A 25,676-nucleotide genomic window follows, 5' to 3' on the forward strand; every position below is an offset into this window, starting at 1 on the left:
TTCTGCCAGTTTTGGGCCAACTGGGCAATTGCATCTGCTCTCTGGCATGACTAAACTTACCCGATTTTTAACCTTACAGGCAGTGAAATGACACGAATCGCTCTGGGCATTGAATACGATGGTGCTGCGCATTACGGTTGGCAACGGCAGCGTGAAGTACCCAGCGTGCAGGAACATCTTGAAAAAGCGTTGTCCACAGTGGCCAATACACCCATTGAGGTGCAGTGCGCCGGGCGCACAGACGCTGGCGTTCACGCAACCGGCCAGGTAGTGCATTTTGATTGCCCCAATCCCCGGCCACAAAGGGCCTGGACACTGGGGGTGAATGCCAATCTGCCCGATTCCATCGCCGTGACCTGGTGTAAGGAAGTCAGCGACGATTTTCACGCCCGTTTTTCGGCCACTCATCGCCGCTACCGCTATGTGATCCTGAACGCCAGAATGCGCCCTGCAATACTTCATAATGGTATTACCCATGTGCATCGGCAACTTGATGCAGAACGTATGCATGAAGCCGCACAGGCATTGTTGGGTGAGCAGGACTTTACTTCATTTCGTGCGGCGCTTTGCCAGTCTAAAACACCCTTTCGCAATGTCACACACGTTTCCGTCTACCGGCAGGGCCACTGCGTGGTAGTGGACATTCGCGCCAATGCCTTTTTGCATCACATGGTTCGTAATATCACCGGTTCGTTAATTGAAGTGGGTTGTGGTGCACAGCCAGTTGAGTGGATGGAACAGTTGCTGGCGGCGAAAAATCGAAGTCTGGCAGCAGCCACCGCCAAGCCTAATGGACTGTACCTGGTAAATGTGACGTACCCTTCCGATTTTGATATTCCCAGCCAGCCTATGGGGCCCTTGTTTTTGCCGGAAGAGTGACATATTCACGGGATTGGTAACTTCTTAGACCAGTTTTGTTTTTTGCATTTTTTAGTATTGTGGTCTAATACCCCTCAAGAATAAAAAGTTAAAATCTTGCTCCTAAATGTGCGTAAATAAGCATCAAGTTAGCGTGAGCAACTCAATACAATAAGGACCTTCCTTACATGAGCTGGATTCAAAAAATATTGCCTCGAACGCAGACTCCTACTAAAGGTAATGTGCCTGAGGGGATCTGGACCAAGTGTACTTCCTGTCAGGCAGTGCTTTACAAGAGTGAACTGGAAAAGCAACTGGAAGTTTGCCCTAAATGTGATCATCACATGCGCATCACTGCCCGCAAGCGTATTGACAGTTTCCTTGACCCCAGTGACCGAAAAGAGCTGGGAGCTTCGCTGGAGCCACAGGATGTACTTAAATTCAAAGACTCCAAGCGCTATAAAGATCGAATTGTTGCTGCGCAAAAGGCGACCAATGAGAAAGATGCCTTGGTCGTTATGCAGGGCAAACTGAAAGGCAAACCTATTGCGGTTGCCTGTTTTGAGTTTTCCTTTATGGGCGGCTCAATGGCATCGGTAGTAGGGGCCCGTTTTGTGGAGGCTGTGAACGCCTGCCTCGAACACAACATGCCATTGGTCTGTTTTTCTGCCAGCGGTGGTGCCCGCATGCAAGAAGCGTTGATGTCGTTGATGCAGATGGCCAAAACGTCGGCTGCCCTGGCAAAAATGAGTAAAAAAGGCCTGCCTTTTATCTCAGTACTCACCGATCCCACCATGGGGGGCGTATCCGCCAGCCTGGCAATGCTGGGTGATATCAATGTGGCTGAGCCCAAAGCGCTTATTGGTTTTGCCGGTCCCCGCGTTATTGAGCAAACCGTGCGTGAAAAACTGCCACCCGGTTTCCAGCGCAGTGAATTTTTGCTGGAAAAGGGAGCCATCGATATGATTGTTGACCGTCGGGAAATGCGTGATAAATTACACGGCCTGTTGAGCAAGCTGCACCGAACCGATTAAGTGAACAATCCCCCGAGTAACAATATTGCGCCAGAACACCGTACTCTGGCGCAATGGCTTTCCTACCTGGAATCCATCCATCCAACAGCCATAGATATGGGCCTCGAACGGGTTTCTGATGTAGCCCGGCGAATAGCTCTGAATTTCGAAAATGCCACCGTCATCACAGTGGGCGGAACCAATGGCAAGGGCACAACGTGTCGTATTCTCGAACAGACGTTACTGGCACAGGGCAAGTCTGTAGGCGTGTACAGCTCTCCGCATTTGATGGATTATCGTGAACGTGTACGTATCAATGATCAACTCAGGCCCGAACAGGAATACTGTGATGCGTTTCAGCAGGTAGAAGCGGCAAGAGGGGAGATTTCCCTGACCTATTTCGAATTCGGCACGCTCGCGGCAATGCTAATGCTGCAGGCAGCCAGGCTGGATGTGATTATTCTGGAGGTAGGGCTTGGCGGCCGTTTGGATGCCACTAACATTGTTGATGCTGATTTGGCTATCCTAACGACTATTGGGCTTGATCATCAGGACTGGCTGGGGGATACCCGGGAGCAAATCGCACAGGAAAAAGCCGGTATATTGAGGAAAGGTATTCCTGCTGTTGTAGGTGAGCCGGACCCTCCGTCAAACCTGGCAGCGATTATTGCCGGCTATGGTGCCCTTCCAAGTTGGGCAGGGAAAAATTTTGGTTATGAGCAGCAGGGTGACACCTGGTCCTGGTTTGGTAGCAATGCCCGCTTTTCAGGCCTCGTTATGCCCAAGGTGCCAATGCAAAACGTAAGTACCGCACTGGCGGCGCTGGAACAGCTGGAGTGCCTGCCCGAATGCGACGTTTTAAATGCGGTACTGGAGCACGCCACTTTACCTGGCAGGCGCCAACAAATTCAGGATCATCCCACGGTGATTGTCGATGTCGCCCATAATCCTCAGGCAACCGAAGAAATGGCCCGGTGGCTGGACAACTGTTGTTTTGACAATTTGTACATAGTGGTGGGGATGCTCAAGGATAAGGCGATTGCTGAGACATTGGCTTCATTGGCCAATTACCGCGCTCACTGGTATCTGGCCAGCACAGATGGCCCCCGTGGTTGCGACGCCAGTAGTTTACTTTCAGCTTTGCCGGCGGGCACGGTTGAGAGCTCTCACAGTTTCCCCAAGGTCGTGGAGGCCTATCGTGGCGCACTTGAAAAAGCCCAACAAAATGACCTGATTTTGGTTTTTGGCTCTTTTCTTACTGTGGCAGATGTATTAGCTTTTCACACTGACCGCAGTACTTGTAAGGAGTAAATGGTGGCTTCGGCTTTACAAAATCGTTTGGTAGGCACCATCATACTGGTGGCCCTGGCAGTAATCTTTTTGCCGGATATTCTGGACGGCAAAAAGGAAACCAGCGATGACGCCTTCGTGAGCGTTCCGGCTACTCCTGCGCGCAAACCCATCGTCGACCCGGAACCGTTTCCCGCGGCACGAGTGGCCAAGGCCGCTCAGCGTCCTGTTGAGGTGGTGGAAGAAACCGCCGTTGATGACCCGCCGGTTGAAAACGCAATACAGAAACCGGCTGCGGAAAAGGCTGAGCCGGACGATTTGGGTAACCAGACCGTTGTTAGCGAACCTGATGCCAAAGAAGAGGGCAGCTGGGTGATTCAACTCGGAAGTTTCCGTCACAGCAAGAACGTCAAGCAATTATTGGACAAGCTCGAAAATGCCGGTTACCGGGCCTTCAGCAGGCCGATACAAACCAGCTCCGGACCACTGACCAAAGTTTTTGTCGGGCCGGAACTGGAGCGCAGGAAGCTTGAAGCAGCAGTGCCACATTTGCAGGAGCTTACTGGTTTGAAAGGGAAAATCACTGAATTTGAAGTGAAATAGTCAGATTCGCCAATGATGATGGCTTTGCATCTTACAGCCAGGCCCCGTTTAGATTGTTCGGGCTAAAGACAGGCGAATTTCTGGTCAAAATAGTATAGTGTGGTGAGGCAAAGCCGAACTATACTGAGTTCTATCTGGATCTGGATGGAAATTTGGGCTTACAGAGTCTGCAACTCGCCCGAGTCGAGAGGGAATTCGCGTTGGTAATCAAATCCGCTTCTGTTAGAATGCGCGCCATCATACGGCAGCCCTGTGGACGCCGCTGGTTCTGGGCCAGTGAGGGTAGCAGGTTTAACTTCAGTTACGGGCTAAAGAATCGATGAACTGGGTAGATTTTTCCATATTAGCGATTATTGCAGTTTCTACCCTGATCAGTCTGGTAAGAGGGTTCGTCAAGGAAGCCGTTTCTCTGGTGGTGTGGTTTGGTGCCCTCTTTATTGCCAGCCATTTCTACGCTGACCTCGCCGTTTACTTTACTCAAATCGACGATGAAATTCTTCGCAATGGTGCTGCCATTGCTGCTCTCTTTGTTGCTACCCTGATTGTGGGGGGCTTAGCCAACTATGTTATCAGTCAGTTGGTGCATGCAACGGGCCTGTCTGGAACAGACCGTGCGCTCGGACTCATATTCGGAGCGCTAAGAGGGGTGCTGATCGTCAGTGCCATATTGTTTTTCATGGATACTTTTACGCCCTCTTCCGACGCGAAGTGGTGGGAGGATTCCGTGCTTATCCCAGAATTTGCAGTGATTATTGAGTGGTTCTTTGCGTTCGTGAAGGACAGCTCCAGTTTTTTAACACCCGCTTGAAATAGGTAAATCAGATGTGTGGTATTGTCGGAATTGTAGGTAAATCCCAGGTGGCGCAGTCCCTCTATGACGGGCTGACGGTACTGCAGCACCGCGGGCAGGACGCTGCCGGAATAATAACCATTGATGAAAATCGTTTTAATCTGCGTAAAGCTAATGGTCTGGTGCGGGATGTGTTTCATACCCGTCATATGAAGCGGTTAACGGGCAATATGGGAATTGGGCATTGTCGTTACCCCACAGCAGGAACGTCAAGCTCTGCGGAAGCTCAGCCATTCTATGTGAACTCCCCGTTTGGTATTGCATTTGCGCATAACGGCAACCTGACAAACGCCCACGAGTTGCAGGAAGAGGTGTTTCGCATTGCTCGCAGGCACATCAACACGTCCTCGGATTCTGAGTTGCTGTTGAACATTTTCGCCCATGAACTTCAAAGCTGCACAGAACTCACCGTCAGTGCCAAAGACGTATTCAAAGTGGTGACCAGCGTACACAAGAAAATCCGGGGTGCTTATGCGGTGGTTGCGGCCATTATCGGTCAGGGAATCGTCGCATTTCGTGACCCTCACGGAATTCGTCCCCTTGCACTGGGTAAGCGTGTAACTGAGATGGGTGAAGAATATATGGTGGCCTCCGAGAGCGTGGCTCTGGACACCGTAGGGTTCAAATTCATTCGCGATGTGGCTCCGGGTGAGGCCGTCTTTATTACTGAATCCGGAGAGCTGCACACACAACAATGTGCAGAACAGCCATCAACCTCACCGTGTATTTTTGAATTTGTGTATTTTGCCCGCCCTGACTCATTCATCGATGGTATTTCAGTTTATGCATCACGGGTAAACATGGGCCGTAAGCTGGGTGAAAAAATTGCCAAGGAATGGGCCGATCTGGATATCGACGTAGTGATCCCCATTCCGGAAACCTCCAGTGATGTGGCTTTGCAGATAGCAACTACGCTGAACCTGCCGTATCGACAAGGGTTTGTGAAGAACCGCTACATCGGGCGCACTTTCATTATGCCGGGTCAGACTATGCGCAAAAAGTCTGTACGCAGAAAGCTCAATGCCATTTCATCCGAATTCAGAGGCAAAAACGTGTTGTTGGTGGATGATTCTATTGTTCGCGGTACAACCTCAGGACAAATTATCGAGATGGCCCGTGAGTCCGGAGCCAAGAAGGTGTATTTTGCTTCCGCTGCGCCGGAAATTCGTTTTCCGAACGTGTACGGTATTGACATGCCTTCGGCCAACGAATTGATTGCCTATGGCAGGGAAATTGAGCAGATTGCAGATTTGATTCAGGCGGACGGGCTGATTTTCCAGGACATTCAGGATCTGGTCGATGCCGTTCGGGAGGAAAACCCGGATATTAAACGTTTTGAAACCTCGGTTTTCGATGGAAATTACATTACCGCAGACATCGACCAGGATTATCTGGAACGCATCGATATTGCCCGTGGTGAAAAGTCACGGCAGGCCCCTGTGGTGCAGGCGGAACTCAGTAACCTTGAAATGCATAACATCGAAGAACTCTGAGTTGTTTTAAAGCATATGGACAATGAAAAGCCGCATGGAATGCGGCTTTTTTATTGACGGTAAATAAAGTGTGCACTTACAGCCAAAGTGACGTTCAGCTTCCCTTAGTGCACGTAAACTGGCCCTAAGCCCATACTCCAGAGAATGACAGTCGAGGCCATTAAAATCACCAGCAACACCAGGCCGCAGGTGACTACCGAACTTGAATAGATAAACCCTTTGTCCTGATGCATGTGCATCAGGATAGGTACGCCAGAATACAACAGGTAAACCGAATAGGTTAAACCAACCAGCCCGGCGGTCATTACAAACCAGAGTTCCGGATAGAGCCCGGCAAAGCCCACCATAAACAGCGGCGTTGCTGTGTAGGCGGCCAGTTCCAGTGACTGCGTGTAGGTTGGTTTCGCTTCAAACGCATTCGCCAGTTCGTGAATTAAAAATGCCAGCGCAATTACGCCCGCAATTAGGCCAAAATACATGGCAACTGCCATGGTCAAGGCGCTTTGCGGTGTCAGTTTGATTAAATCGCCGGCACCGATGTTCCAACCCAGATGGGCTGCAGAGTAGTAACCAACGATGGATGGAATGAGTGCTATAACAGCAATGTGACTGAGCGCGTAAAAATAACTCTCGTGTTTACGATCAATCGATTGCCATTCTTCTTTGGGATGGGTGTAAATGCCAATAAGATGGTTCAGTATCATAGGCCTCACCATAAGTAGTTGGATGATAGAGTAAAATAAATGTTTATATTGATAACATTATATTTACATTTAGTCTGTATCATGCTGCTCGGTGCGTCAATCTTTTTGTTCAAAAATTATTCTGAAAGCTCGGTGAGCTGGGGCAGGTGCTACCCGGTGAGCGTCAGCCACAGGGCATGGTTTATGCCGGATTGCTGCATCCTGTTGCGTTTATGATAGAATCCGACGCCCGGCGAGTCTGTCGCCATGGAAAACTGATAACAAACAAGAGGTAGGGTAGGTTTGGAATCCTTGCTTGCGCCAATTAACTCCTTTTTGCATTGTGCAACGCCTGACAGCTGGGTTGAGCAGGCTCGCCAGCCTTCCCGCCTTGGTGAGTTGCTCATCGACCATTGTAATTGTGAACTCAAAGCCGCTCAGACAGCCATGCTGCTGATCAGGAAGTACGCTGTAGACAAACAGAATGCAGAAGTCCTGCTGGCCTGGCTGAAGCCATATGAAGACTTCGTGTACCGTCAGGAAGGAGATGGACAGTTTGAAGGCATGCACAACGGCCTTAAGCGGGTAATCGAGGCAAATGGCCAACATCCATTCGGGGACGAACTGGTCGATAAAATGGTGCTGCTCATCAAAGAAGAATTGCACCATTTCCAGCAGGTACTGGAAATCATGGAGGACCGCAACATTGAGTATCGCAACGTGCCCGCAGGGCGTTACGCGCGAGGGTTGATGAAGCACGTTCGGACCCATGAGCCTCAGACTCTTATCGATAAACTGATTTGTGGTGCGTATATTGAAGCCCGTTCCTGTGAACGTTTTGCAAAGCTTGCTCCTCACCTCGACGATGAGTTAAACCGTTTTTATATCTCATTACTTCGCAGTGAGGCACGGCATTATCAGGACTATCTGAGCCTGGCTGAGAAGGTGGCAGGCAATGATATCTCGGAGCGGGTGCGTTTTTTCGGTGAGGTTGAAGCCTCACTGATTGAAAGCGAAGACAGTGACTTTAAGTTTCACAGTGGTAAGCCAGCCTGGGCTGAAAGCTAATCTTCTCCTGAACCGGGTTTGTTGTTCGAATGGGGCAATATCCGGGCGAGGGCCTGGGTCTGTTTTTTTATTCCCGGCCCGGTAAATTCCTCCAGAGGCTGCTCCAATGAATCAATTTCGTAGCCCATCCCGGCCATAATGTCGGCGACCTGCTGATGTGACTGGCCGCTCAGGCGCGCCAATTCTGAAAGCGGTATGCTGGACAAGGTTCGAATTGCCGGTGCTGCCGGATCTCGTGGCCCTTCACTTTTTGAATAAAAAGAAGCCGCCAGAAGCAGGCCGAAAGCCGCAACCAGGCTTTGACCCAACGGGCGCTTCAGGTGTTGCAGAAAGGCCCGGAAATTGGCTCCAACATGGCACGCAGCAGCGAACAACAGTACCCAGCTGAGGTATTCGTGGGCCAGTTTGTTCAGCGGTGTATTCAGATGAAAAAACAGCATAACACCAGTGATCCCTGAAAGCAGGAAGGCCCCGGTTAACAGGGGGGTAGCCCATACGCGGTTAAACCAGCGGGAAACAGGATTGGTCATGACTCAGGTCCGGGTTATTGGGGGAAACATGGCTCATAAACAGTGTTCAGGGGCGGCCAATCAACCAGCTTTTTTCGGTCTGTTTAATGAATACCACTTTGTCACCTGTTTTAAAATGCTCTTCGGGTTTGGCGGCTTCAACCAGAACATATCTGGGCTGCTCAAACTGATTCAGGACTTTCGCTTCTGCCACACATCCGTATCGTGCAGTGCCCATGGTTATTTCACCAGTCCGTCCTTTGAAGTTGTCTGGGCGAGCTGGGCTCCAGTTCCGGTTTGGAAGCCATGTGGCTACCAGTCTTGCAAGGTAACGGGTGGCGAAGAGAGCGGTGATAATGGAAGCCGGGACATTAATCCAGTCTCGAACAGATTTGCCGGGAAAATAACTCAAAGCCCAGTTTGTGGTAAATCCGGTTAGCCCAAAACACAACAGAAAAATTGCCAGCCAGATCATTATGGGGAGTCGGTCCAGGCTCAGCAGCTGAACGAGCCTGGTGTAGATGTCAGGGTTGGGCTCGGGTGCTTCAAATTCGCTATTAATGGCAATTGACTGGTCGAACAAGCCCAGCAAACTGACACGAAAAAAAAGACCCACGCACTCAATTATTGCCAGTACGATAACTGCTGCTAAAGCAACACTGAACCAAAAATTGGCGTCATTAAGCAGAAAATTTGTCATATTCACCGTCCTTGATGAAAAAATGCTCCACGGATTTATACCATATACAAACAGATAGACAAATCTTATTATTTATTTTTCAGCGTGTTATCAGCTTGAGTTAGCGCTTGGGGGAGCAGGGGATTCAGGCGCTGACGTGGTAAAACAATTGCTCGCAGACCACGGTGACCGTTGAACTGTCAGTCAGAACTTGCGGCTCTCCAACTGGATGTCTGTAGGGCTTACTCTCAGAATGCTGCCTTGATCATACCAGTCACCCAATACAATACGTCGGGCGTTTTTGCCGTTTACTTTCAGTAAATGAATATTTGGACGATGGGTGTGACCGTGGATCATCTGTTCAGCATCATAGTGTTCCATGACCCGAACAACTTCTTCGGGGGTGACGTCCATAATTTCAGGTTTCAATGCCATTTGGTTTTGTTTGCTCTCTTCGCGCCCATTGCGTGCTACACGACGCCGGTACCACAGGGGTAACGCCAGCATCAGCCTCGGCCACCACCATCCCCGGGATTTTTTGCGGAATCTCTGGTAGGCAATATCCCGCGTACAAAGTTCATCGCCGTGTGTAAGCAGAGTGCGGATTCCGTACAAATCAATCACAGCCTGTTCCGGCAGCAGCGTCATACCGGCTTTGTCAGCCCAGCCCTTACGAATTGCAAAATCACGGTTTCCATGAATAAAAAATACCGGCAACTTTTGGCTTACGGCTCTGAACGCAGCAGCAATTTTATCGTTAAACGGTGTAACGTCGTCATCGCCAATCCACACTTCAAACAAGTCGCCAAGCACATACAGGGCTTCTGCCTCCGGGGCATCATTTTGCAGAAATGCAATCAGGCAGTCAGTTATGTCACTGCGTGATTCGCTCAGGTGAATATCGGAGATAAAATACGTAAAGGGCATGTGCTGCTAACCGGGCAAGAGAGAGGCAGAGTGATCTGCCTCCAAACTAAGTAGTGTCATCAGTCTTCGTTGATCACTGCTTCTTTGATCACCACCGGTTCTGCAGGAACGTCCTGATGGAAACCGTGAGAGCCGGTTTTTACCGCCTTGATTTTTTCGACCACATCCAAGCCTTCAGTAACTTCACCAAATACGCAGTAACCCCAGCCATTCATGGATTCGCTGGAAAAATTCAGGAAGTCATTGTCACGCACGTTAATGAAAAACTGGGCCGTGGCAGAGTGAGGATCATTGGTGCGAGCCATAGCAATGGTGCCTTTGGTGTTGCTCAAGCCATTGTTAGCTTCATTTTCGATTGGCGCTTTGGTGGATTTCTGCTCCATGTCTTCGGTAAAACCGCCACCCTGGATCATGAAACCATCGATAACACGGTGGAAAATGGTGTTGTCGTAAAAGCCGTCTTTTACGTAACTTAAGAAATTTTCAACGGTTTTTGGGGCCTTATCTGTGAACAGTGTCAGGGTAATATCACCCAAATTTGTTTTGAACGTAACCATGTAATCTATACCTGTATCTGGCTGGAGAGTAAACGCCGCCAATGGTAGCTTAATTTGGAAATGAGTCAAATATGGACCGGTACAATGGGCGACAAAGCCCTGTGACGAATCGCCGTACAGTGCTAAACTTCGTGCCCTTCAGAAACAAAGAGGAAAATGACACTGATGTTACACCTATACAATACCCGTACCCGCCAAAAAGCGCCGTTTGTTCCGCTGCAGGAAGGAAAAGTCGGTTTGTATGTGTGTGGGATCACAGTGTACGACCTCAGCCATATGGGGCATGCCCGAACCTACCTGAGTTTTGACGTACTGGTACGCTACCTGCGTCATCGTGGCTATGATGTCAATTACGTGCGCAATATTACCGACGTGGACGATAAGATCATCCGTCGGGCAAACGAGAACCAGGAATCGACAGACGCACTGACCGAACGCACCATTGCCATGATGCATGAGGATTTTGCTGCCATAAATCTGCTGGAGCCTGACATTGAGCCCCGGGTAACTACCCACATGCCGGAAATAATTGAAGTTATTCAATCGCTGATTGATAAAGGCTTCGCGTATCAGGCCAAAAGCGGTGACGTACTGTTTGATGTCAGTCGCTTTCCTGAATACGGCCAACTGAGTCGGCAGGATTTGGAACAACTAAACGCAGGGGCACGGGTGGAAGTAGCCCAGGATAAGGACGACCCGCTGGATTTCGTTTTATGGAAATCGGTTAAACCCGGCGAACCTTTCTGGCATTCACCATGGGGCGATGGTCGCCCGGGCTGGCACATTGAGTGTTCTGCCATGAACCACAAACATCTGGGCAAGCATTTCGACATTCACGGTGGCGGCTCAGATTTGATTTTTCCCCATCATGAAAACGAAGTGGCCCAATCCTGCTGCGCGTTCGATACGCCGTATGTGAACGTGTGGATGCATACCGGTATGGTGCAGGTAGACAACGAAAAAATGTCCAAGTCACTGGGTAACTTCTTTACTCTGCGTGACGTTTTGCAGCAACACGACGCCGAAACTCTGCGTTTCTTTTTGATGTCGGCGCATTACCGCAGCCAGCTTAGTTACAGCCAGGACAACATTGAACAGGCCAGAGCCGCATTGGAACGCTTGTATACCGCTTTGCGGGGTGTAGACATTGATGACACCGTTGCCCTGGAATACGGCGGTTATCTTGCTCGTTTTGAGACAGCCATGAATGACGATTTGAACGTCCCGGAAGCCTATTCGGTGTTGTTCGAAGTCGCTCGGGAACTCAACAGGCAAAAAGCCAGCCCTGAAGAAGCATCAAAACTGGCTGCCGTCCTCAAAGGGCTGGGCGGAATTCTGGGATTGTTGCAAAACGATCCGGACAGTTTTCTGCAGGCGGGTAATGATGACGAAGTTGCTGAAATTGAAGCTCTGATCAAGCAACGCAACGATGCGAGGGCCACCAAAGACTGGGCCGCGGCAGATGCTGCACGGGATGCCCTGACAGCCCGTGGTATCGTACTGGAAGATGGTTCGGCGGGAACCACCTGGCGGCGCCTGTAACACAAAAATTTATCCGGCGCGGTGTTACAGCCAGCGCCGGGTTTGCTTACAGTAATCTTTGTATACCTGGCCGAACAGACGGCGCATTTGTCGCTCTTCCGGGCGTATCTGGAATTTCTGCAGATACGCCATCAGAATTGGGACTGATACCAGTGAAAAACCCTCCTGAAGCACGCCCACGGCACCCAGCTGGATGAATAACATTCCCAGATACATGGGGTTTCGGGTGTATTTGAAAGCGCCGCTTTTAACCAGTTGGGAAGTTTTGTCCGGGTTCCTCGGGTCCAAAGTGGTTTTGTGTTTGCGGAAGGTGTAAGCGCCATTAAATACAAACGTACAACCAAGCAGGATGATTACGCATCCTGTGGCCTGAAAGAATGACGGAAGCGGGAGCAACTGGCTGCGGGCAATTTGCCAGGCCATCAGTAAAGTCAAAAGTAGCACCACAACCGGGGGAATTTTCAGTTCCAGTTTTCTCATCAGTCTTTACTCTCATTCGAATCTGCAACCGGCCTGGCTTGCTGCGGCTCAAAGCCTAATTCCGGCAGTGCCTGCTCTTTTTCGGCCAGTTCGCTCTTCCAGCGCTGCTGGGCGACATGAGATTTTACCAACTCCAGACATTCGTTGATGATCAACAAAACCTCCTTGTCGAGGTCCTCCGAACTGGGCGAGAAGTCTTTCAGCCCTTCAGTGATAAAGCGCTCAATCCGGTTGGCATCCAGATCGGAGAGCAGATTGATCATACTGGAGGTAACGATGTCGCTCACCGCTGACTCCAGTGTGTGTTCAATGGTGCGTCCAACCACCGGAATGTAATGCAGGGTAGAAATCTGGGGATTATGGCGTATGGCCTTGCCAACACTCAGTTTAACGTGTTCTCGCAGTGCATCGCCGGAGTCCGGATCGCTGATGGCACTGCCCAAATGGTTGAGCACTTCTGCCATCCATTCGGTAAGGATGGGGCGTCGTGGGGCCAGTACCTGGCGGTTGATGTCTTCAACCAGCGGTGAGCCAGCGGCAATGTCACGCTGGGCATCAGACAGGACTTTAACCACAATACGATCACTGAGTTCTTCCACCAGTACGTCGTAGTAAAAGGAAAAAAAGCGGAATACCGCAGTCTGGTTGAGATCGATAATCTGAAATTTATGCAGGCGGTGCAGAATGGAAATAATACGCAAAAACCGGAATATACGCGTAGCACCCAAGGGGATAAGCCCGACAATATCGTACCAGTGTAAAAACGGAAAGAAATACCACCTGAGGTGTTCTTTGCGCTTGATGGCCACTGCCCAGCGAAAACAGAACTCGACAAAAAAGATGCTGATAAAAATCAGATCAACGAGCAGAAAATTCTGGTGTACGGGAAGGTAGGCGTTAACCAGGCCTGGCAGGTGGATTGCCAGTCGATCGTAAATAAAGGCAGTGGAGAAAAGGGCATCGAATATCAGCCACGCCAGGTTTACAAACAGCAAACCAAGCATGACCAGATCCAGAATCAACCAGGGGGTTTCGTGACTTTTCCGTAAGTTTTCCCGGTTGATCCTGAACATGTTGAATATTAACCCACGTTTTTAAGCCTGGTCACGTCAACGTACAGTTTGAGTTTCTGGCCTGGCTGCAAGTAACTCTTCTTGCTGACGGCGTTCCACTTGGTGATGTCGCTGACCGAAAGATTGAACTTGTCGGCGATGCGAGACAAGGAATCGCCGTTCCTTACTGTATAGGTCAGAGTTCGTAAAATAGCATCCTGCTTCTGATTTTTACTTACTTTATCCAGCCAGACCACCAGTTTTTTGCCAGCGCGCAGCGGATCCTTTGGTGCCATACCGTTCCAGCGAGCCAGGCTTTGGGTAGAAACCTTGTACTTGCGGCTGATGTCCCACAGCGTATCACCCGAAACAACCGTATGGGTAATTTTGTGATCCGCCCGTTTGGTGCTCTGAGTACTTGCCAGGCGCTGATCGGCTGACAGGCTGTAGCTGTCCAGCTCTTGCAGTGCTACCGGAACCATAATGTGGTCGCCCACCCGGATCATGTTGGAGTCCATACTGTTGACACGTTTAATGATGTCAGCAGTAGTATGGTATTCCTTGGCCAGCTTGAGCAAGCTGTCGCCGCGTTCCACTTTATGACGTACCCAGTTCAGGCGCTCACTGCGGTCAACGTTCGCCAGTTCCTGTTTAAACTGGCTTGCTTTGTCCATCGGCAGAATCAATCGGTGCGGTCCGTCCGGATCCGTGGCCCAACGGTTGAATCCCGGGTTGAGTGCGTGCAAATCTTTCAGGCTCATGCCAGCCAGTTGAGCCGCAAACGCCAAATCCACCTGGGAGTCAATGTCTACGGTTTCAATTACAGCGACGTTGTCGACACTCGGCCAATCGTAATCGTAGCTGTCCTTGTTCTTCAGAATATCTGCCAGTGCCAGTAACTTGGGCACGTAGGCACGGGTTTCACGGGGCAAGTCCAGCGACCAGAAATCGGTTGGTTTGCCCGCTTTGGCGTTGGCCTTGATGGCTCGCTTGACGCGACCTTCGCCACTGTTATAGGCAGCGAGGGCATGTAGCCAGTTACCGTCAAAATAGTCTCTCAGGTAGGTAAGGTAATCCAGTGCGCCCTGTGTGGAAGCGATAACATCACGGCGCCCGTCGTACCACCAGGTCTGGCGCATGCCAAACCGCTCGGCGGTACCGGGAATAAACTGCCACATACCGGCTGCGCGGCCGTGAGAATAGGCAAACGGATCAAACGCACTTTCTACAATAGGTAGCAGCACCAATTCCAGCGGCATGTCGCGCGCTTCGATTTCATTCACAATATAGAATAAAAACGGTTTGGCACGGCTGACTACCCTCGCCATATATTCCGGGTGTTTAAGGTACCAGTTACGCTGGACCTCAATACGCTTGTCTGCCGGAATGGCGAAAGTCATCTGGTTGGCTACCCTTAGCCACACATCATTAATAAGTTCAGATTCATCATTTGATGACTCTGCAGGCAAATCAACCGATACATCTTCTGCAGGGTGAATCACTTCTATTACGCCCTCTTGGGCGATCGCACAATCCTGTGGGCTTTCGATGTTGGCGCTTGCCTGGCTACAGTGCAAACGGTCCAGGTTGGAATGCGTGTCCTGAACGGCTTGCTCAGCCTGTTGCTCTGCTTTGTTCAGCTGACAACCTACGAGTGTAAGCGCCACTGCAAGCATGGACAAAATGGACAACTGGCTTTTCATACTTCAAAACCCCAAATACAAAACCACAAGGCCGCGCATTGTACGGCGTTTTGCACAAGATTTCATCAAAACTCGTCTTTCCACTGTCGTAAAGCTCCGAATACGGCTGTCTCATCCATTAATGTTTTATTAACATGTTGCTGTGCAGCCCTTGATATTGCTGGGTCCTGGCAACGTAAAAAGGGGTTTATTGCCAATTCGGTCTTAATTGTTGAAGGTAGCGTTGGAATACCCTGTTTTCGAGCCTCATTGGCCCATTCTGTATAGGCTTCGAGTGTCAGATTGTCCGGGTCGACGGTGCGGGCAAACGCCAGATTGGCCAGGGTATATTCGTGGGTACAGTACACCAGGGTTTGTTCAGGAAGCCGTTTGAGTTTATTCAGAGAGTGGCTCATTTGAGCCGCGGAGCCTTCAAACAAACGGCCGCACCCGGCTGAAAACAGGGTATCGCCGCAGAACACCAGGCCGTGGCCATAAAATGCGATATGGTCAAGGGTGTGCCCTGGTACTTCCATAACAGCAAACTGACATCCCAGAACCGTGAGGTGAACGGTATCGCCCTGGGTGACGCTTTTGGTCAGCCCCCGTATGTGGCCGCCCCGGGGCCCAATTACGGGTATGCTGGGGTTCGCAGACACCAGTTTGGCAATTCCACCGATATGATCGGGGTGGTGATGGGTAATCAGAATGGCGGCCAAACTGAGTTGGTGGTGCTGGCAGAATTCTAAAACGGGTTGGGCGTCACCCGGATCGACCACTACAGCATGCTTTTCATCCGTGAGACACCAAATGTAGTTGTCGGTGAATGCCGGAATGGCATGCACAGATAGCCCGGCGGGCAGAGCTGGGTTGGTCATAGCGCATCAACTTGTTTATTAGTTATTATGAGATACTATAAGAACTTGTATTAGATGGTGCAACTCAATGGAACAGCTCAAAATTCAATGAGATCGGCGTTCAGGAAAAAGGAGCCTCGGTATCCCGTAGACTGGAATCAATTTCCCGCCGGTGAGGCCATACGTCAGGCAATTCAATCATGCTGCGATGACTTCAGTCAGCGAATTTTTGGCTATCACTTTGTGAAGCTGGGCAATCTAAGCGTACAAATTCCGTTGCCAAAATGCTCCATCCGCCACCACATTCATCAGGCGCGAATTATTAACGAGCAAACTGGCGTGTTGGGCAAGTCTCATGAACTGCCCTACGTTGAAAATAGCATAGACGGTTTTTTGCTTGCTAACGAACTGGATTTTGCCCAGGACCCCCATCAGGTTCTGCGTGAAGTGGACCGGACCATTACCCAGAGCGGCTATGTGATCATCAGTGGGTTTAACCCCTACAGCATGACTGGCCTGGGAAAGTATCTTCCGGTTAAGCGCGGGAATATGCTGCACGATGCGCGCTTTTTCAGTGCCGGCCGAATTAAAGACTGGTTGCAGTTATTGGGCTTCGAGATAGTCGAGCAGCGGCAGATCCTGTTTTCGATGCTGTTTTTCAGTTATCAGTTTAATGTGTCGCCGAAATGGCAGGAGTGGCTGAACCGATATTGTCCATGGTGCGGTTCGGTGTACGTGATACTGGCGCGAAAGCGGGTGTGGCCGATGACGGTGGTAAAACCCAAGCTGCGCCTGGAGCCACGCTTTTCCCCGGTTGGGGCGAGCATGCGGGAAGTGACTCAGATAAAAAAATGCCGCTCACAATTGTGACCGGCATTTTTCTTTAGCGTTATCGCTTACTTCACCCGCATACCAGGCTGTGCGCCTTCATGGGGCTCAAGAATGTACAGCTCACTGCCACCTGGGCCGGCCGCCAGTACCATCCCCTCAGAAAGGCCAAAGCGCATTTTGCGTGGTGCCAGGTTGGCCACCATCACAGTGTGCTTTCCTATCAAATCTTCCGGTGAGTAGGCTGATTTAATGCCGGCAAACACCTGCTTGGTTTCACCACCAAGGTCGAGTTGCAGGCGAAGCAGTTTGTCTGCACCTTCAACGTGTTCTGCATTTGCAATTTTGGCGATGCGCAAATCGATTTTGGCAAAATCGTCAAATTCGATGGTGTCACTAATCGGATCTTTCGCCAAAGGGCTGTTTGGGTCTGATTTCGGTTGTGCCGCCACCAGACTTTCTTTGGATGCTTCTACCATGGCATCGATTTTCTCCATTTCCACCCTTTGCATCATGGGTTTAAATTTGTTTATCGCGTGCCCGGTCAGGCAGTTTTGGCTGCTTTCCCAGTTCAGTTCATCATTCAGAAAGGCTTCGGCTTTTTCGGCCAGTACCGGTAGAACAGGCTTGAGGTAGGTCACCAGAATACGGAACAGGTTAATGCCCAATGAACACACATCGTGGGTAAACTGTTGCTTGTCTTCTTCCTTGATGGTCACCCATGGGGCGTTGCTGTCAATGAACTGATTGGCTTTGTCTGCCAGCGCCATAATTTCACGGATGGCCTGGTTGTACTTGCGCTTTTCATACATGGAAGCAATGGAGTCGGCAGCTTCATGGAATTGTGCCACCAGCTCCGGCTCCAGTACCGTCTCAGAAAGTTTGCCGTCAAACCGTTTGGTAATGAAACTGGCACAGCGGCTGGCAATATTGACTACCTTGCCTACCAGGTCAGCATTCACTTTCTGGGCGAAATCGGTAAAGTTTAAATCTATGTCAGTTACCCCATCGCTAAGCTTTGAAGCAAAGTAGTAGCGCAGGTATTCCGGGTTCAGGTGATCCAGGTAGGTACGACCTTTAATAAAGGTACCCCGAGACTTGGACATTTTGGCGCCGTTCACGGTAACAAAACCGTGAATATTCACTCCTGTTGGCTTGCGGTAGCCAGCACCTTCCAGCATGGCCGGCCAGAACAGGCAGTGGAAGTAGGTTATGTCCTTACCGATAAAATGGTACAGTTCGGTATCATTACCTTCCTGCCAGAACGGGTCAAAATCTACACCGTTCTGATCGCAGAAGTTTTTGAAGCTGGCCATATAGCCCACCGGGGCGTCTACCCACACATAGAAAAACTTATTGGGCGCACCGGGAATTTCAAACCCGAAGTAGGGGGCATCGCGGCTGATGTCCCATTGTTGCAGGCCGGCTTCGAACCATTCCTGCAGCTTGTTGGCCATTTCTTCCTGCAGCGCGCCTGAGCGGATCCAGTCTTTCAGCATGCCTTCAAACTGAGGCAGGTCGAAAAAGAAGTGCTCGGATTCTTTTAATACCGGCGTCGCCCCGGAAACCACGCTGCGAGGGTTTTTCACTTCAGTCGGGCTGTAAGTGGCACCACAGACATCACAGCTGTCGCCATTCTGATCCTCGGCACCGCAGCTGGGGCAGGTGCCTTTTACAAAGCGGTCCGGCAGGAACATTTGTTTTTCAGGGTCGAACAACTGGTTGATGGTGCGCTTACTGATGTAACCGGCTTCGTCCAGACGCTGGTAAATGGTTTCACACAACGCCTTGTTTTCTGGCGAGTGAGTCACATAATAGTTGTCGTAATTTACGAAGAAGTCCTGCAAGTCCTGATGATGTTCTGCGCGCGTCTGTTCCACCATCTGCTCTGGCGTGATCCCCAGTTCCTGGGCTTTCAGCATTACCGGAGTGCCGTGGGCGTCATCGGCACACACACTGTAACATTCATGGCCGCGCAAACGCTGGAAACGGGTCCAGATGTCGGTTTGAATGTGTTCAAGAAGATGCCCGAGGTGAATGGAGCCGTTGGCATAGGGTAACGCACTGGTTACCAGAATTCGGCGTTTGGCTTGAGCAGCAGAAGACGAACTGATTTCAGACATAATGACGCTATTGGATCTAAAGGGTTACAAAATGGCTGCAAATACTAGCCGAAATGGGCCTTTTTTGCATTAGTATTTCAAACAAACCGACAAATCAATTTCAGACAGGTACACGATGATTTTTTCCCGCAAGGCAGACGAGCGATTGGACGTACTGGCGCACATTGTTGCCGGGTATTATTCGTTGGACGCTAACGTTACCAGGGCCTGGTGCACATTGGAAGAAGACAGCCTGGTGGTAACCTTGCCGTTTTGCGCCGGGTCGCAGCACGCGGTTATTCAGCGTTTTTTGCTGAAGGCCCTGTTGGGCAAAGGTTACGACAACCAGGTTGTTACTGTTCGACAGAAAATCATGAGCAGCCATTCCGCGCTGCCACCAGTGACCAATATTCGCAATATCATTGCGGTTGCTTCGGGAAAAGGCGGAGTGGGGAAGTCGACCACTGCGGTTAATTTGGCTTTTGCCTTACAACAGGAAGGCGCCAAGGTGGGGATTCTGGATGCCGACATTTACGGCCCCTCCATCCCTATCATGTTGGGTAACCCCAACGAACACCCCTCCAGTACCGACAACAAGCACATGCAGCCAATTGATGCATGGGGCCTGGTTGCCAATTCCATTGGTTATCTGGTGCCGCCGGAGGATGCTGCCGTCTGGCGGGGGCCCATGGCAAGCCGGGCTCTCAAGCAATTGCTGGATGAGACTCTGTGGCCGGTTCTGGATTACCTTATTGTGGATATGCCTCCAGGAACCGGTGACATTCAGCTTACCATGGCCCAACAGGTACCTTTGAGTGGGGTAGTGGTCGTGACCACACCACAGGACCTGGCGCTTGCCGATGCTCAAAAGGGCATTGCCATGTTCAATAAAGTAAACGTACCCATACTGGGCCTGATTGAAAACATGAGTTTTTACCAGTGCCGCAGTTGCGGCGCCAAAGATTATATTTTCTCTGAAGATGGCGGCAAGGCGTTAGCGGAACGCTATCAGTTGCCCCTGTTGGGCGCGCTGCCACTCGATATTCACATTCGGGAGCACGCCGATTCGGGGCAGCCGTTGCTGGTTGAATCGCCCAGTAGCCCATTGGCACAGGCCTACCGGGAAGCTGCCAGGGCGCTTTCCATGCAACTGGCGATGTCGTCGGCTCTGCGGGCAGACGGGGAAAACCACATCAAAGGTGAGCCTATAGGCATTCGGCAGACCTGAATGACCGAATCCTTGTTTTGATAGGGCAAGGCGGTTGATTGGAATAGTAATGCGCCGCATAATATGCCGCTTATTTTTACTCACTGGAATTAACCATGCGTTTGTGTGACCGGGACATTTATGAATATTTGCAACAAGGGAAGATAAAAATCGACCCAATGCCGGATTATTCGCAAATCAGCGGTGTTACCGTTGATATTCGCCTGGGCAACAAATTTCGTGTTTTTGAAGATCATCAGGCCCCTTACATAGACCTAAGTGGCCCGAAGGCTCAGGTACAGGAAGCGCTGAATTCAGTAATGAGTGATGAAATTGAACTGGCTGAAGGCAAAGCGTTTTTTCTTCACCCCGGTGAACTGGCACTGGCCATTACCCATGAGTCAGTGACATTGCCCGACAATATTGTCGGCTGGCTGGACGGCCGTTCTTCTCTGGCCCGTTTGGGGTTGATGGTGCACGTTACTGCGCACCGAATTGATCCGGGCTGGTCGGGTAACATTGTGCTGGAATTTTTCAACAGCGGAAAACTGCCACTGGCGCTTCGCCCATTGATGAAAATTGGTGCGCTGAGCTTTGAAGTGCTGTCGCAGGCAGCGGAGAAACCTTACAACGCCCGTGTTGATGCCAAATACAAAGGGCAGGCCGGGGCAGTAGCCAGCCGGATCAGCTCGGATGAAAAGGACAGCAACTAGGGCGGGTTGAGCAGATATCCGCCAATCGAACATTTTTAGGTTGATAAAGCGTTGCAATAGAAAAAATTTTGAGTACACTTGTCCGCTCTTTCGGTCGGTGTGTAGCGCAGCCTGGTAGCGCACTGTCATGGGGTGTCAGGGGTCGGAGGTTCAAATCCTCTCACACCGACCAATCTCTTCCTCTAAATCAACCAGTTACCCCAGTGTGTTGATTGTTCAAATATACCGCGTCTCATAATCGCCCCAAAGTTGTCCCAATATACAGTGGTTTTATTTACTGGTTTTAGTCACGACCTGACCGCGCGACCTGATTGATAACCTCAACCAAACGAGACGCTTTTGAATCAAAAGCATACGATTTTCTCGGCTTATTCAACCGTTGCTCAAATAAAGATAAGACATGGTTCAAGAGTTGGACCAGTCTATATTTTTAACTGAATTCTTGATTTTACAGTTTGGACAAATCGTTAGCGATTGTCCGAATGCAACAAAGACATCATAGCGCTGAGCACAACTGGTACAGCAAACCCTTAAATGCTTATATGGCTGAGGCTCTTTCTTATAATTATTTTTAGATTTTTCGAGCAAATCTTCATACTTTCTCTGCAATGCTCTGAGTTCGTCTTGGCTTCTGGTGTATGCCGAGGACAATCGCACAAGTTTCGTATCAAGAGATGATACTTCGCTTCTGAGTCGAGTTACTTCAGCAAGATGGGCGGCGGCCATTCCTGCTTTGATTTTTAAAACTTCTTCTTGGTGCTCCTCTACTGAGAGATGGTTGTATTTCGCTAACTCTTCAAAAAGCAACTCAATATCATCTATAACAAAAACTTCTTGCTCGCTGTTGAGTGGGACTTTCCATTCTCTATATTTAGTGTGCAGATGTTTTTCGATTTCAAGTGGATTAATTACAACAACGCTTTTAATTGCTTCCCAATCACAAAACCCACCATAACCCGTGCTGTTTAATTCCTGCATTCTATCCGTGACCTCTCTACCTGAGGTCATACCAATTTTGCAAAAGCGAGTATTCGCCCTTGGACGAGCAATGTAAATCCTTCCTAACATTCTGAGTCCTTTTCAATCTACTTAGGATGAAATTCCAATTTTTAGTGGAATTGCTGTAAATTATCACGCAATAGTGTCACGAACAAAAAATTAGGAATATGACCGAAAGAGTACAAGAAAGATATTCCCGTGGTCATGGGGTCGAGGCTTCACCCTGTGGGTATTTGTGATTTAAATTCAGTGCGCCTAGTACCAAGTAAACTTCAAGAAACCGCAAAATTTTCCTACTGTGAAGCTAAATAACTGATCCTAAGTCTGCTACACCCTTGCCAGTCCATGTTGGTTGCCAGGGAATGGTGAGGCGGTTTCCATAAACCGCCGCACTCTTTGCAGCAATTCCCACATTTCAGTGCACTTGTGATTGCGGGTGACGGTTTCGTGCAAGGCGTGCCACAGCTTTTCAATCTTATTGACCCAAGGGCTATAAACCGGCTGGAACAGCACAATAAATTTAGGATTCTGCTTCAACCATGCCTGCGTCTTTTTACTTTTGTGGATGATGTAGTTGTCCACGATCAGCGTGATCGTTTTTGCCTTCCGGTACGTTTTTCTTAGGTGCTCCATTAGCCGAATAAACAAGTCGGAACATTTTGAGTGTCGCCCAACATAGAGCACTTTGCCCGTTCCCGCGTGTAGCGCCCCTGCTAAGTAATATTTTTCGTTTTGTCCTGGCGTTGGGACTAACCGCTGTTTTCCTCTCAAGCCCCAGTCTGCACCGATTTTCGGATTGAGGTGGATATCCACTTCGTCTTCATAAAATACCGGATTGTCAGCATCACACTTCTTAAGAGCCGCATTGATGACTGCCAGCTTCTCCTCCTTATACGGATCACGTATCCTCAAGGTGGGCGCGGCTCTGCGCCAAACAATGCCTAATTCCGGCATCCACCTTCGCAATGTTGAGCTGTGTACACAGATTCCGGTACTTTCATGGATCACCTTTGCGAGCAACTCAGTACTCCAGCGACTACGCTGGTAGCCGAGGTCTTGTGGTGACCAGGAGACCAGTAAAAACAGCATCTGAACTATCGCGTCACCAGGCAAATAAGCAGGCTTACCCTGCTCGACATCTTTGAGTCCTTCGATACCCGATTCTTCATACCACTTACACCAACGGTTTACCGATGAACGGGCTGCGCTGAGCAGCATTGCAGCTCGTTTCCGAGAATGCCCCCTGTGGACCAAGAGCACAGCATTTGCCCGACGACTAAAACGTTTATCCTTACTACGTTGAACGATTTTTTCTAACCGGCGTCGCTCGGGCCGGTTGATCAATGATATTCTGTTCATGCTCAGTGTGGATGTGTGAAAAGTGTGGTTTGGCGACTGATCTGATCGCTCATTTCACACTGAGTTCCCTTCAAGGGGTGATCTACACTTAGGAACAGTTATTTAGTTAGTCCTGAGGTTTACCAATATAGGACTAAAGATGACAAGCAAGACAGATAATCGTGATCTGAAAATCACGTTCATTCATCAATTTAAGCGTTCAACCAGAACAGAATGGCCTGATAAATTTCGTGTGTGCTGGTTTTTCAATCCAGAATCGCTCGATTACATCTATGAACACAAGGACGAGCGTTTTGTCACCAATAGATTTGTGCTCTCAGATGCTATTCAAAAAAATTTTATAAAAAATTAATTTGGCATCATTTTCCAAATTGTTATGCTATGAGGGTTAAATGGAATAAATCTAATAATTAAAAGGAGTTTTCAATGAAAATTGATTCATCATTTAGGGAGCATCGATGGCTTTTTTCGGTTTTAGTGGCGATGCTACTCTCTGGTTGTGGTGGAAGTACTAATGACGATTTAACATTGAGCGTGACTTTGACGGGTTTAGTAAGTGGAAGTCTAGTGGTTGAAACTTTAAATGGCGAGCAAACCGTAATTTCAACCAATGGTAATCACAAATTACCTGATAGGTACGGTTCAGAAACAGCTCCAAGTTTACGTATTATCACCCAGCCGTCTGATGCGTTATGTGAGTTAGTTGGCGAACAGACCATTGATACGGAAAAAGTTATACAAATTGATTGCTACGGTGCTCCTGAGCCTGTAATGGTAAATATATCCTATGACGTTAAAAGGGTTTTACTTTCTTGGAACGATAACAGCAAACATACTGACTATACAGTTTACATTGACAAAAACGGGGGGAATGAATTTTCAGTTTTAGCTGATGGAATTTTCTTGAAATCATATGACTTTATTGTAAATAGTTATCAATATGCGAATGCGAGTATAAAAGTCGAATCTTGTAACCCACTCGGATGTGTTGATTCAGATGTGTCACATTTAAGTAACACGTTAAAAGAAACTATAGGTTTTATTGAGTCTCCATCTGAAGATGAAATGTCGTTGTATGGTGCCAAAATTGCTTTGGCTAGGTCATCGAGTACATTACTAGTCAGTGCAGGTAAAGAAATGTCAGATTTAAACGTTGCCAGAGAAAAAAAATTCGGCACAGTATACATCTACGATGCTTCTAACGGCGCATTAGAAAATACTGCTCGACTTACAATTGATGAGTATAGTAGCGAACAAGAATTCTCTTTTGGGGATGGGCTTGGTATCTCCAAAGACGGGACCGTTTTAGTTGTTGCGGGAACTTTACCCATTCAAAATGATCCGTCAACATTTCTAAGTGGATTGTACATATATATTAAGCAATCCGATGATACTTGGTTATTGCATCAGACTGTAGTGCCGAATACTAACGACGTTTGGCGTCTAGGCAATGTAATAGATCTATCGTTTTCAGGTAATACTATAGTGGTATCGCATTCTGGGGTAGAGTCCGGTATTCGAAGTATAGTGGTCTTGGAACTTGATGGCGATGGTTATTATGCGTTAACAATTGTTGATGAGCCTATCAACGGAGAGCACAGTACCAAATATGGTGCTTCCATATCGCTGTCCGACCAAGGTGACAAGTTTGTTGTTGGTGATCCAAGGGCTGATCAGAAAAGTGTAGTTATTGGCGACGATGATTTCCCCACTTTTGAGTATACCGAAGGAGCTGCTTTCGTATTTGAGAAAGTCGATGGTCGTTGGAAAAATACACACAAATTAAAGTCTGAATCACCCCGGTTCGACGATGCTTTTGGAACTTCTGTTTCGATCTCTGGAGATGGGCGTTTTATTGCGGCCGGTTCTACTGGAGGAGAGGGGACTACAGGCAAAGTAGAGATATTCTCAAAACAAAATGAACAGTGGAATTTAGAACAGTTAATACCTTCACCCTCGTTAAGCCCCTACCATGAAGATCTTTTTGGCTATTCTTTAGCATTTGATGTAAACGGTAATAATTTATTTATTGGCTCGCCATGGGAATCGAGTGATCTTATAGGTATTAATGAAGTATCAGCAGTAGGGGGGGCGGCATCACATTCCGGTGCAGTATATCATTACCAACTAGATTCAAGTGCCAAATGGTATGGAAATGTACTGATAAAATCCAAATATAACTCACGGTATGAAGAGTTTGGTAGGGAAATTTTTACTGCTGACACAGGTACTCTTATAGTAACAGGTAAAAACTATCCCGGCCCGATCGAAGAGTTCAGTCCTGCTCCTGGTGGATTTTATATTTACTAATGGACCTCAGATATG

Annotated in this window: 24 protein-coding genes and 1 tRNA gene; 13 read left to right on the plus strand and 12 right to left on the minus strand. The window is 49.0% G+C overall.

Annotated features, from left to right (window positions below; all coding sequences use genetic code 11):
• Nucleotides 1–87 precede the first annotated feature (87 nt).
• The 6 genes from truA to purF all read left to right on the plus strand — a co-directional run bounded on the left by truA (nt 88) and on the right by purF (nt 6,107).
• The gene (gene truA, locus DXV75_RS14925) at nt 88–879 is read left to right on the plus strand and encodes a tRNA pseudouridine(38-40) synthase TruA (protein ID WP_115594222.1); all 792 of its coding nucleotides are present in this window, start codon (nt 88–90) and stop codon (nt 877–879) included.
• A gap of 167 nt (nt 880–1,046) precedes the next feature.
• On the plus strand, nt 1,047–1,892 hold the full coding sequence (accD, locus tag DXV75_RS14930; protein ID WP_115594223.1) for an acetyl-CoA carboxylase, carboxyltransferase subunit beta: 846 nt from the start codon (nt 1,047–1,049) through the stop codon (nt 1,890–1,892).
• Entirely contained in the window at nt 1,893–3,182 is a 1,290-nt protein-coding gene (gene folC / locus DXV75_RS14935; protein WP_115594224.1) for a bifunctional tetrahydrofolate synthase/dihydrofolate synthase, read from the plus strand. It begins immediately after the preceding gene.
• Nucleotides 3,183–3,185: 3 nt separating this feature from the next.
• The gene (locus DXV75_RS14940; RefSeq protein ID WP_115594256.1) at nt 3,186–3,764 is read left to right on the plus strand and encodes an SPOR domain-containing protein; all 579 of its coding nucleotides are present in this window, start codon (nt 3,186–3,188) and stop codon (nt 3,762–3,764) included.
• Between the two features lie 319 nt (nt 3,765–4,083).
• Nucleotides 4,084–4,572 carry a CvpA family protein gene (locus DXV75_RS14945; RefSeq protein WP_115594225.1) on the plus strand — a complete coding sequence of 163 codons (489 nt, stop codon included), beginning with the start codon at nt 4,084–4,086 and terminating at the stop codon, nt 4,570–4,572.
• A 14-nt stretch (nt 4,573–4,586) separates the two neighbouring features.
• Nucleotides 4,587–6,107, plus strand: a complete 1,521-nt coding sequence (purF, locus tag DXV75_RS14950) for an amidophosphoribosyltransferase (protein WP_115594226.1) — start codon at nt 4,587–4,589, stop codon at nt 6,105–6,107.
• A gap of 104 nt (nt 6,108–6,211) precedes the next feature.
• Here the strand turns inward: purF and DXV75_RS14955 are convergent, their stop codons facing one another.
• Complete coding sequence (locus DXV75_RS14955) at nt 6,212–6,811, minus strand: Yip1 family protein (RefSeq protein ID WP_115594227.1); 600 nt, start codon at nt 6,809–6,811, stop codon at nt 6,212–6,214.
• Between the two features lie 282 nt (nt 6,812–7,093).
• Here DXV75_RS14955 and miaE point away from each other — a divergent pair, with 282 nt between their 5' ends.
• The gene (miaE, locus tag DXV75_RS14960; protein ID WP_115594228.1) at nt 7,094–7,858 is read left to right on the plus strand and encodes a tRNA isopentenyl-2-thiomethyl-A-37 hydroxylase MiaE; all 765 of its coding nucleotides are present in this window, start codon (nt 7,094–7,096) and stop codon (nt 7,856–7,858) included.
• Here miaE and DXV75_RS14965 read toward each other — a convergent pair.
• The 4 genes from DXV75_RS14965 to DXV75_RS14980 form a co-directional block, all read right to left on the minus strand.
• On the minus strand, nt 7,855–8,388 hold the full coding sequence (locus DXV75_RS14965; RefSeq protein WP_115594229.1) for a DUF4405 domain-containing protein: 534 nt from the start codon (nt 8,386–8,388) through the stop codon (nt 7,855–7,857). The genes miaE and DXV75_RS14965 overlap by 4 nt on opposite strands.
• 46 nt (nt 8,389–8,434) lie before the next feature.
• Nucleotides 8,435–9,067 carry an OB-fold-containig protein gene (locus tag DXV75_RS14970; protein ID WP_115594230.1) on the minus strand — a complete coding sequence of 211 codons (633 nt, stop codon included), beginning with the start codon at nt 9,065–9,067 and terminating at the stop codon, nt 8,435–8,437.
• A 183-nt stretch (nt 9,068–9,250) separates the two neighbouring features.
• Nucleotides 9,251–9,973: a UDP-2,3-diacylglucosamine diphosphatase gene (gene lpxH, locus DXV75_RS14975; protein WP_115594231.1), complete on the minus strand. Its 723-nt coding sequence runs from the start codon at nt 9,971–9,973 to the stop codon at nt 9,251–9,253.
• Between the two features lie 59 nt (nt 9,974–10,032).
• Nucleotides 10,033–10,530, minus strand: coding sequence for a peptidylprolyl isomerase (locus tag DXV75_RS14980; RefSeq protein WP_115594232.1), 498 nt, complete (start codon nt 10,528–10,530; stop codon nt 10,033–10,035).
• Nucleotides 10,531–10,695: 165 nt separating this feature from the next.
• On the opposite strand from DXV75_RS14980, the gene cysS reads away from it, so the two are divergent.
• Nucleotides 10,696–12,072: a cysteine--tRNA ligase gene (cysS, locus tag DXV75_RS14985; protein WP_115594257.1), complete on the plus strand. Its 1,377-nt coding sequence runs from the start codon at nt 10,696–10,698 to the stop codon at nt 12,070–12,072.
• Between the two features lie 24 nt (nt 12,073–12,096).
• Here cysS and DXV75_RS14990 read toward each other — a convergent pair whose 3' ends face one another.
• The 4 genes from DXV75_RS14990 to gloB form a co-directional block, all read right to left on the minus strand.
• Nucleotides 12,097–12,552: a methyltransferase family protein gene (locus tag DXV75_RS14990; RefSeq protein WP_115594233.1), complete on the minus strand. Its 456-nt coding sequence runs from the start codon at nt 12,550–12,552 to the stop codon at nt 12,097–12,099.
• On the minus strand, nt 12,552–13,625 hold the full coding sequence (locus DXV75_RS14995) for an ion transporter (RefSeq protein ID WP_115594234.1): 1,074 nt from the start codon (nt 13,623–13,625) through the stop codon (nt 12,552–12,554). Before DXV75_RS14995 ends, DXV75_RS14990 begins: the two co-directional genes overlap by 1 nt.
• 8 nt (nt 13,626–13,633) lie before the next feature.
• Entirely contained in the window at nt 13,634–15,307 is a 1,674-nt protein-coding gene (locus DXV75_RS15000; RefSeq protein ID WP_115594235.1) for a lytic transglycosylase, read from the minus strand.
• Nucleotides 15,308–15,372: 65 nt separating this feature from the next.
• Nucleotides 15,373–16,164, minus strand: coding sequence for a hydroxyacylglutathione hydrolase (gloB, locus tag DXV75_RS15005; RefSeq protein ID WP_115594236.1), 792 nt, complete (start codon nt 16,162–16,164; stop codon nt 15,373–15,375).
• An 87-nt stretch (nt 16,165–16,251) separates the two neighbouring features.
• On the opposite strand from gloB, the gene DXV75_RS15010 reads away from it, so the two are divergent.
• On the plus strand, nt 16,252–17,013 hold the full coding sequence (locus DXV75_RS15010; RefSeq protein ID WP_115594237.1) for a methyltransferase domain-containing protein: 762 nt from the start codon (nt 16,252–16,254) through the stop codon (nt 17,011–17,013).
• A 26-nt stretch (nt 17,014–17,039) separates the two neighbouring features.
• Here the strand turns inward: DXV75_RS15010 and metG are convergent, their stop codons facing one another.
• The gene (gene metG, locus DXV75_RS15015) at nt 17,040–19,094 is read right to left on the minus strand and encodes a methionine--tRNA ligase (RefSeq protein ID WP_115594238.1); all 2,055 of its coding nucleotides are present in this window, start codon (nt 19,092–19,094) and stop codon (nt 17,040–17,042) included.
• Nucleotides 19,095–19,209: 115 nt separating this feature from the next.
• Here metG and apbC point away from each other — a divergent pair, with 115 nt between their 5' ends.
• The 3 genes from apbC (at nt 19,210) to DXV75_RS15030 (ending at nt 21,165) form a co-directional block, all read left to right on the plus strand.
• A complete protein-coding gene (gene apbC / locus DXV75_RS15020) occupies nt 19,210–20,301 on the plus strand; it encodes an iron-sulfur cluster carrier protein ApbC (RefSeq protein WP_115594239.1) in 1,092 nt (363 codons plus the stop codon).
• A gap of 95 nt (nt 20,302–20,396) precedes the next feature.
• Complete coding sequence (gene dcd / locus DXV75_RS15025) at nt 20,397–20,993, plus strand: dCTP deaminase (RefSeq protein WP_115594240.1); 597 nt, start codon at nt 20,397–20,399, stop codon at nt 20,991–20,993.
• Nucleotides 20,994–21,088: 95 nt separating this feature from the next.
• Nucleotides 21,089–21,165 (plus strand) — tRNA-Pro (locus tag DXV75_RS15030).
• 233 nt (nt 21,166–21,398) lie between these two features.
• Here DXV75_RS15030 and DXV75_RS15035 read toward each other — a convergent pair.
• A complete protein-coding gene (locus DXV75_RS15035) occupies nt 21,399–22,061 on the minus strand; it encodes a GIY-YIG nuclease family protein (protein WP_115594241.1) in 663 nt (220 codons plus the stop codon).
• A gap of 258 nt (nt 22,062–22,319) precedes the next feature.
• The gene (locus DXV75_RS15040; protein WP_115594242.1) at nt 22,320–23,351 is read right to left on the minus strand and encodes an IS630 family transposase; all 1,032 of its coding nucleotides are present in this window, start codon (nt 23,349–23,351) and stop codon (nt 22,320–22,322) included.
• Between the two features lie 426 nt (nt 23,352–23,777).
• Between DXV75_RS15040 and DXV75_RS15050 the strand changes: the two genes are divergently transcribed.
• On the plus strand, nt 23,778–25,661 hold the full coding sequence (locus DXV75_RS15050; protein ID WP_147291839.1) for a hypothetical protein: 1,884 nt from the start codon (nt 23,778–23,780) through the stop codon (nt 25,659–25,661).
• The last annotated feature ends 15 nt before the right edge of the window (nt 25,662–25,676 follow it).

The sequence above is a fragment of the Alteromonas aestuariivivens genome (assembly GCF_003367475.1).
Classification (GTDB): domain Bacteria; phylum Pseudomonadota; class Gammaproteobacteria; order Enterobacterales; family Alteromonadaceae; genus Alteromonas; species Alteromonas aestuariivivens.

Coding starts and splice junctions, on each gene's coding strand:
- cysS (WP_115594257.1), top strand. CDS start 10,696: ATGTTACACCTATACAATACCCGTACCCGCCAAAAAGCGCCGTTTGTT.
- DXV75_RS14990 (WP_115594233.1), bottom strand. CDS start 12,552: ATGAGAAAACTGGAACTGAAAATTCCCCCGGTTGTGGTGCTACTTTTG.
- DXV75_RS14995 (WP_115594234.1), bottom strand. CDS start 13,625: ATGTTCAGGATCAACCGGGAAAACTTACGGAAAAGTCACGAAACCCCC.
- DXV75_RS14965 (WP_115594229.1), bottom strand. CDS start 8,388: ATGACCAATCCTGTTTCCCGCTGGTTTAACCGCGTATGGGCTACCCCC.
- metG (WP_115594238.1), bottom strand. CDS start 19,094: ATGTCTGAAATCAGTTCGTCTTCTGCTGCTCAAGCCAAACGCCGAATT.
- gloB (WP_115594236.1), bottom strand. CDS start 16,164: ATGACCAACCCAGCTCTGCCCGCCGGGCTATCTGTGCATGCCATTCCG.
- DXV75_RS14945 (WP_115594225.1), top strand. CDS start 4,084: ATGAACTGGGTAGATTTTTCCATATTAGCGATTATTGCAGTTTCTACC.
- DXV75_RS15010 (WP_115594237.1), top strand. CDS start 16,252: ATGAGATCGGCGTTCAGGAAAAAGGAGCCTCGGTATCCCGTAGACTGG.
- DXV75_RS15000 (WP_115594235.1), bottom strand. CDS start 15,307: ATGAAAAGCCAGTTGTCCATTTTGTCCATGCTTGCAGTGGCGCTTACA.
- DXV75_RS15040 (WP_115594242.1), bottom strand. CDS start 23,351: ATGAACAGAATATCATTGATCAACCGGCCCGAGCGACGCCGGTTAGAA.
- accD (WP_115594223.1), top strand. CDS start 1,047: ATGAGCTGGATTCAAAAAATATTGCCTCGAACGCAGACTCCTACTAAA.
- truA (WP_115594222.1), top strand. CDS start 88: ATGACACGAATCGCTCTGGGCATTGAATACGATGGTGCTGCGCATTAC.
- apbC (WP_115594239.1), top strand. CDS start 19,210: ATGATTTTTTCCCGCAAGGCAGACGAGCGATTGGACGTACTGGCGCAC.
- lpxH (WP_115594231.1), bottom strand. CDS start 9,973: ATGCCCTTTACGTATTTTATCTCCGATATTCACCTGAGCGAATCACGC.
- dcd (WP_115594240.1), top strand. CDS start 20,397: ATGCGTTTGTGTGACCGGGACATTTATGAATATTTGCAACAAGGGAAG.
- DXV75_RS15050 (WP_147291839.1), top strand. CDS start 23,778: ATGAAAATTGATTCATCATTTAGGGAGCATCGATGGCTTTTTTCGGTT.
- DXV75_RS14980 (WP_115594232.1), bottom strand. CDS start 10,530: ATGGTTACGTTCAAAACAAATTTGGGTGATATTACCCTGACACTGTTC.
- DXV75_RS15035 (WP_115594241.1), bottom strand. CDS start 22,061: ATGTTAGGAAGGATTTACATTGCTCGTCCAAGGGCGAATACTCGCTTT.
- purF (WP_115594226.1), top strand. CDS start 4,587: ATGTGTGGTATTGTCGGAATTGTAGGTAAATCCCAGGTGGCGCAGTCC.
- DXV75_RS14955 (WP_115594227.1), bottom strand. CDS start 6,811: ATGATACTGAACCATCTTATTGGCATTTACACCCATCCCAAAGAAGAA.
- DXV75_RS14970 (WP_115594230.1), bottom strand. CDS start 9,067: ATGACAAATTTTCTGCTTAATGACGCCAATTTTTGGTTCAGTGTTGCT.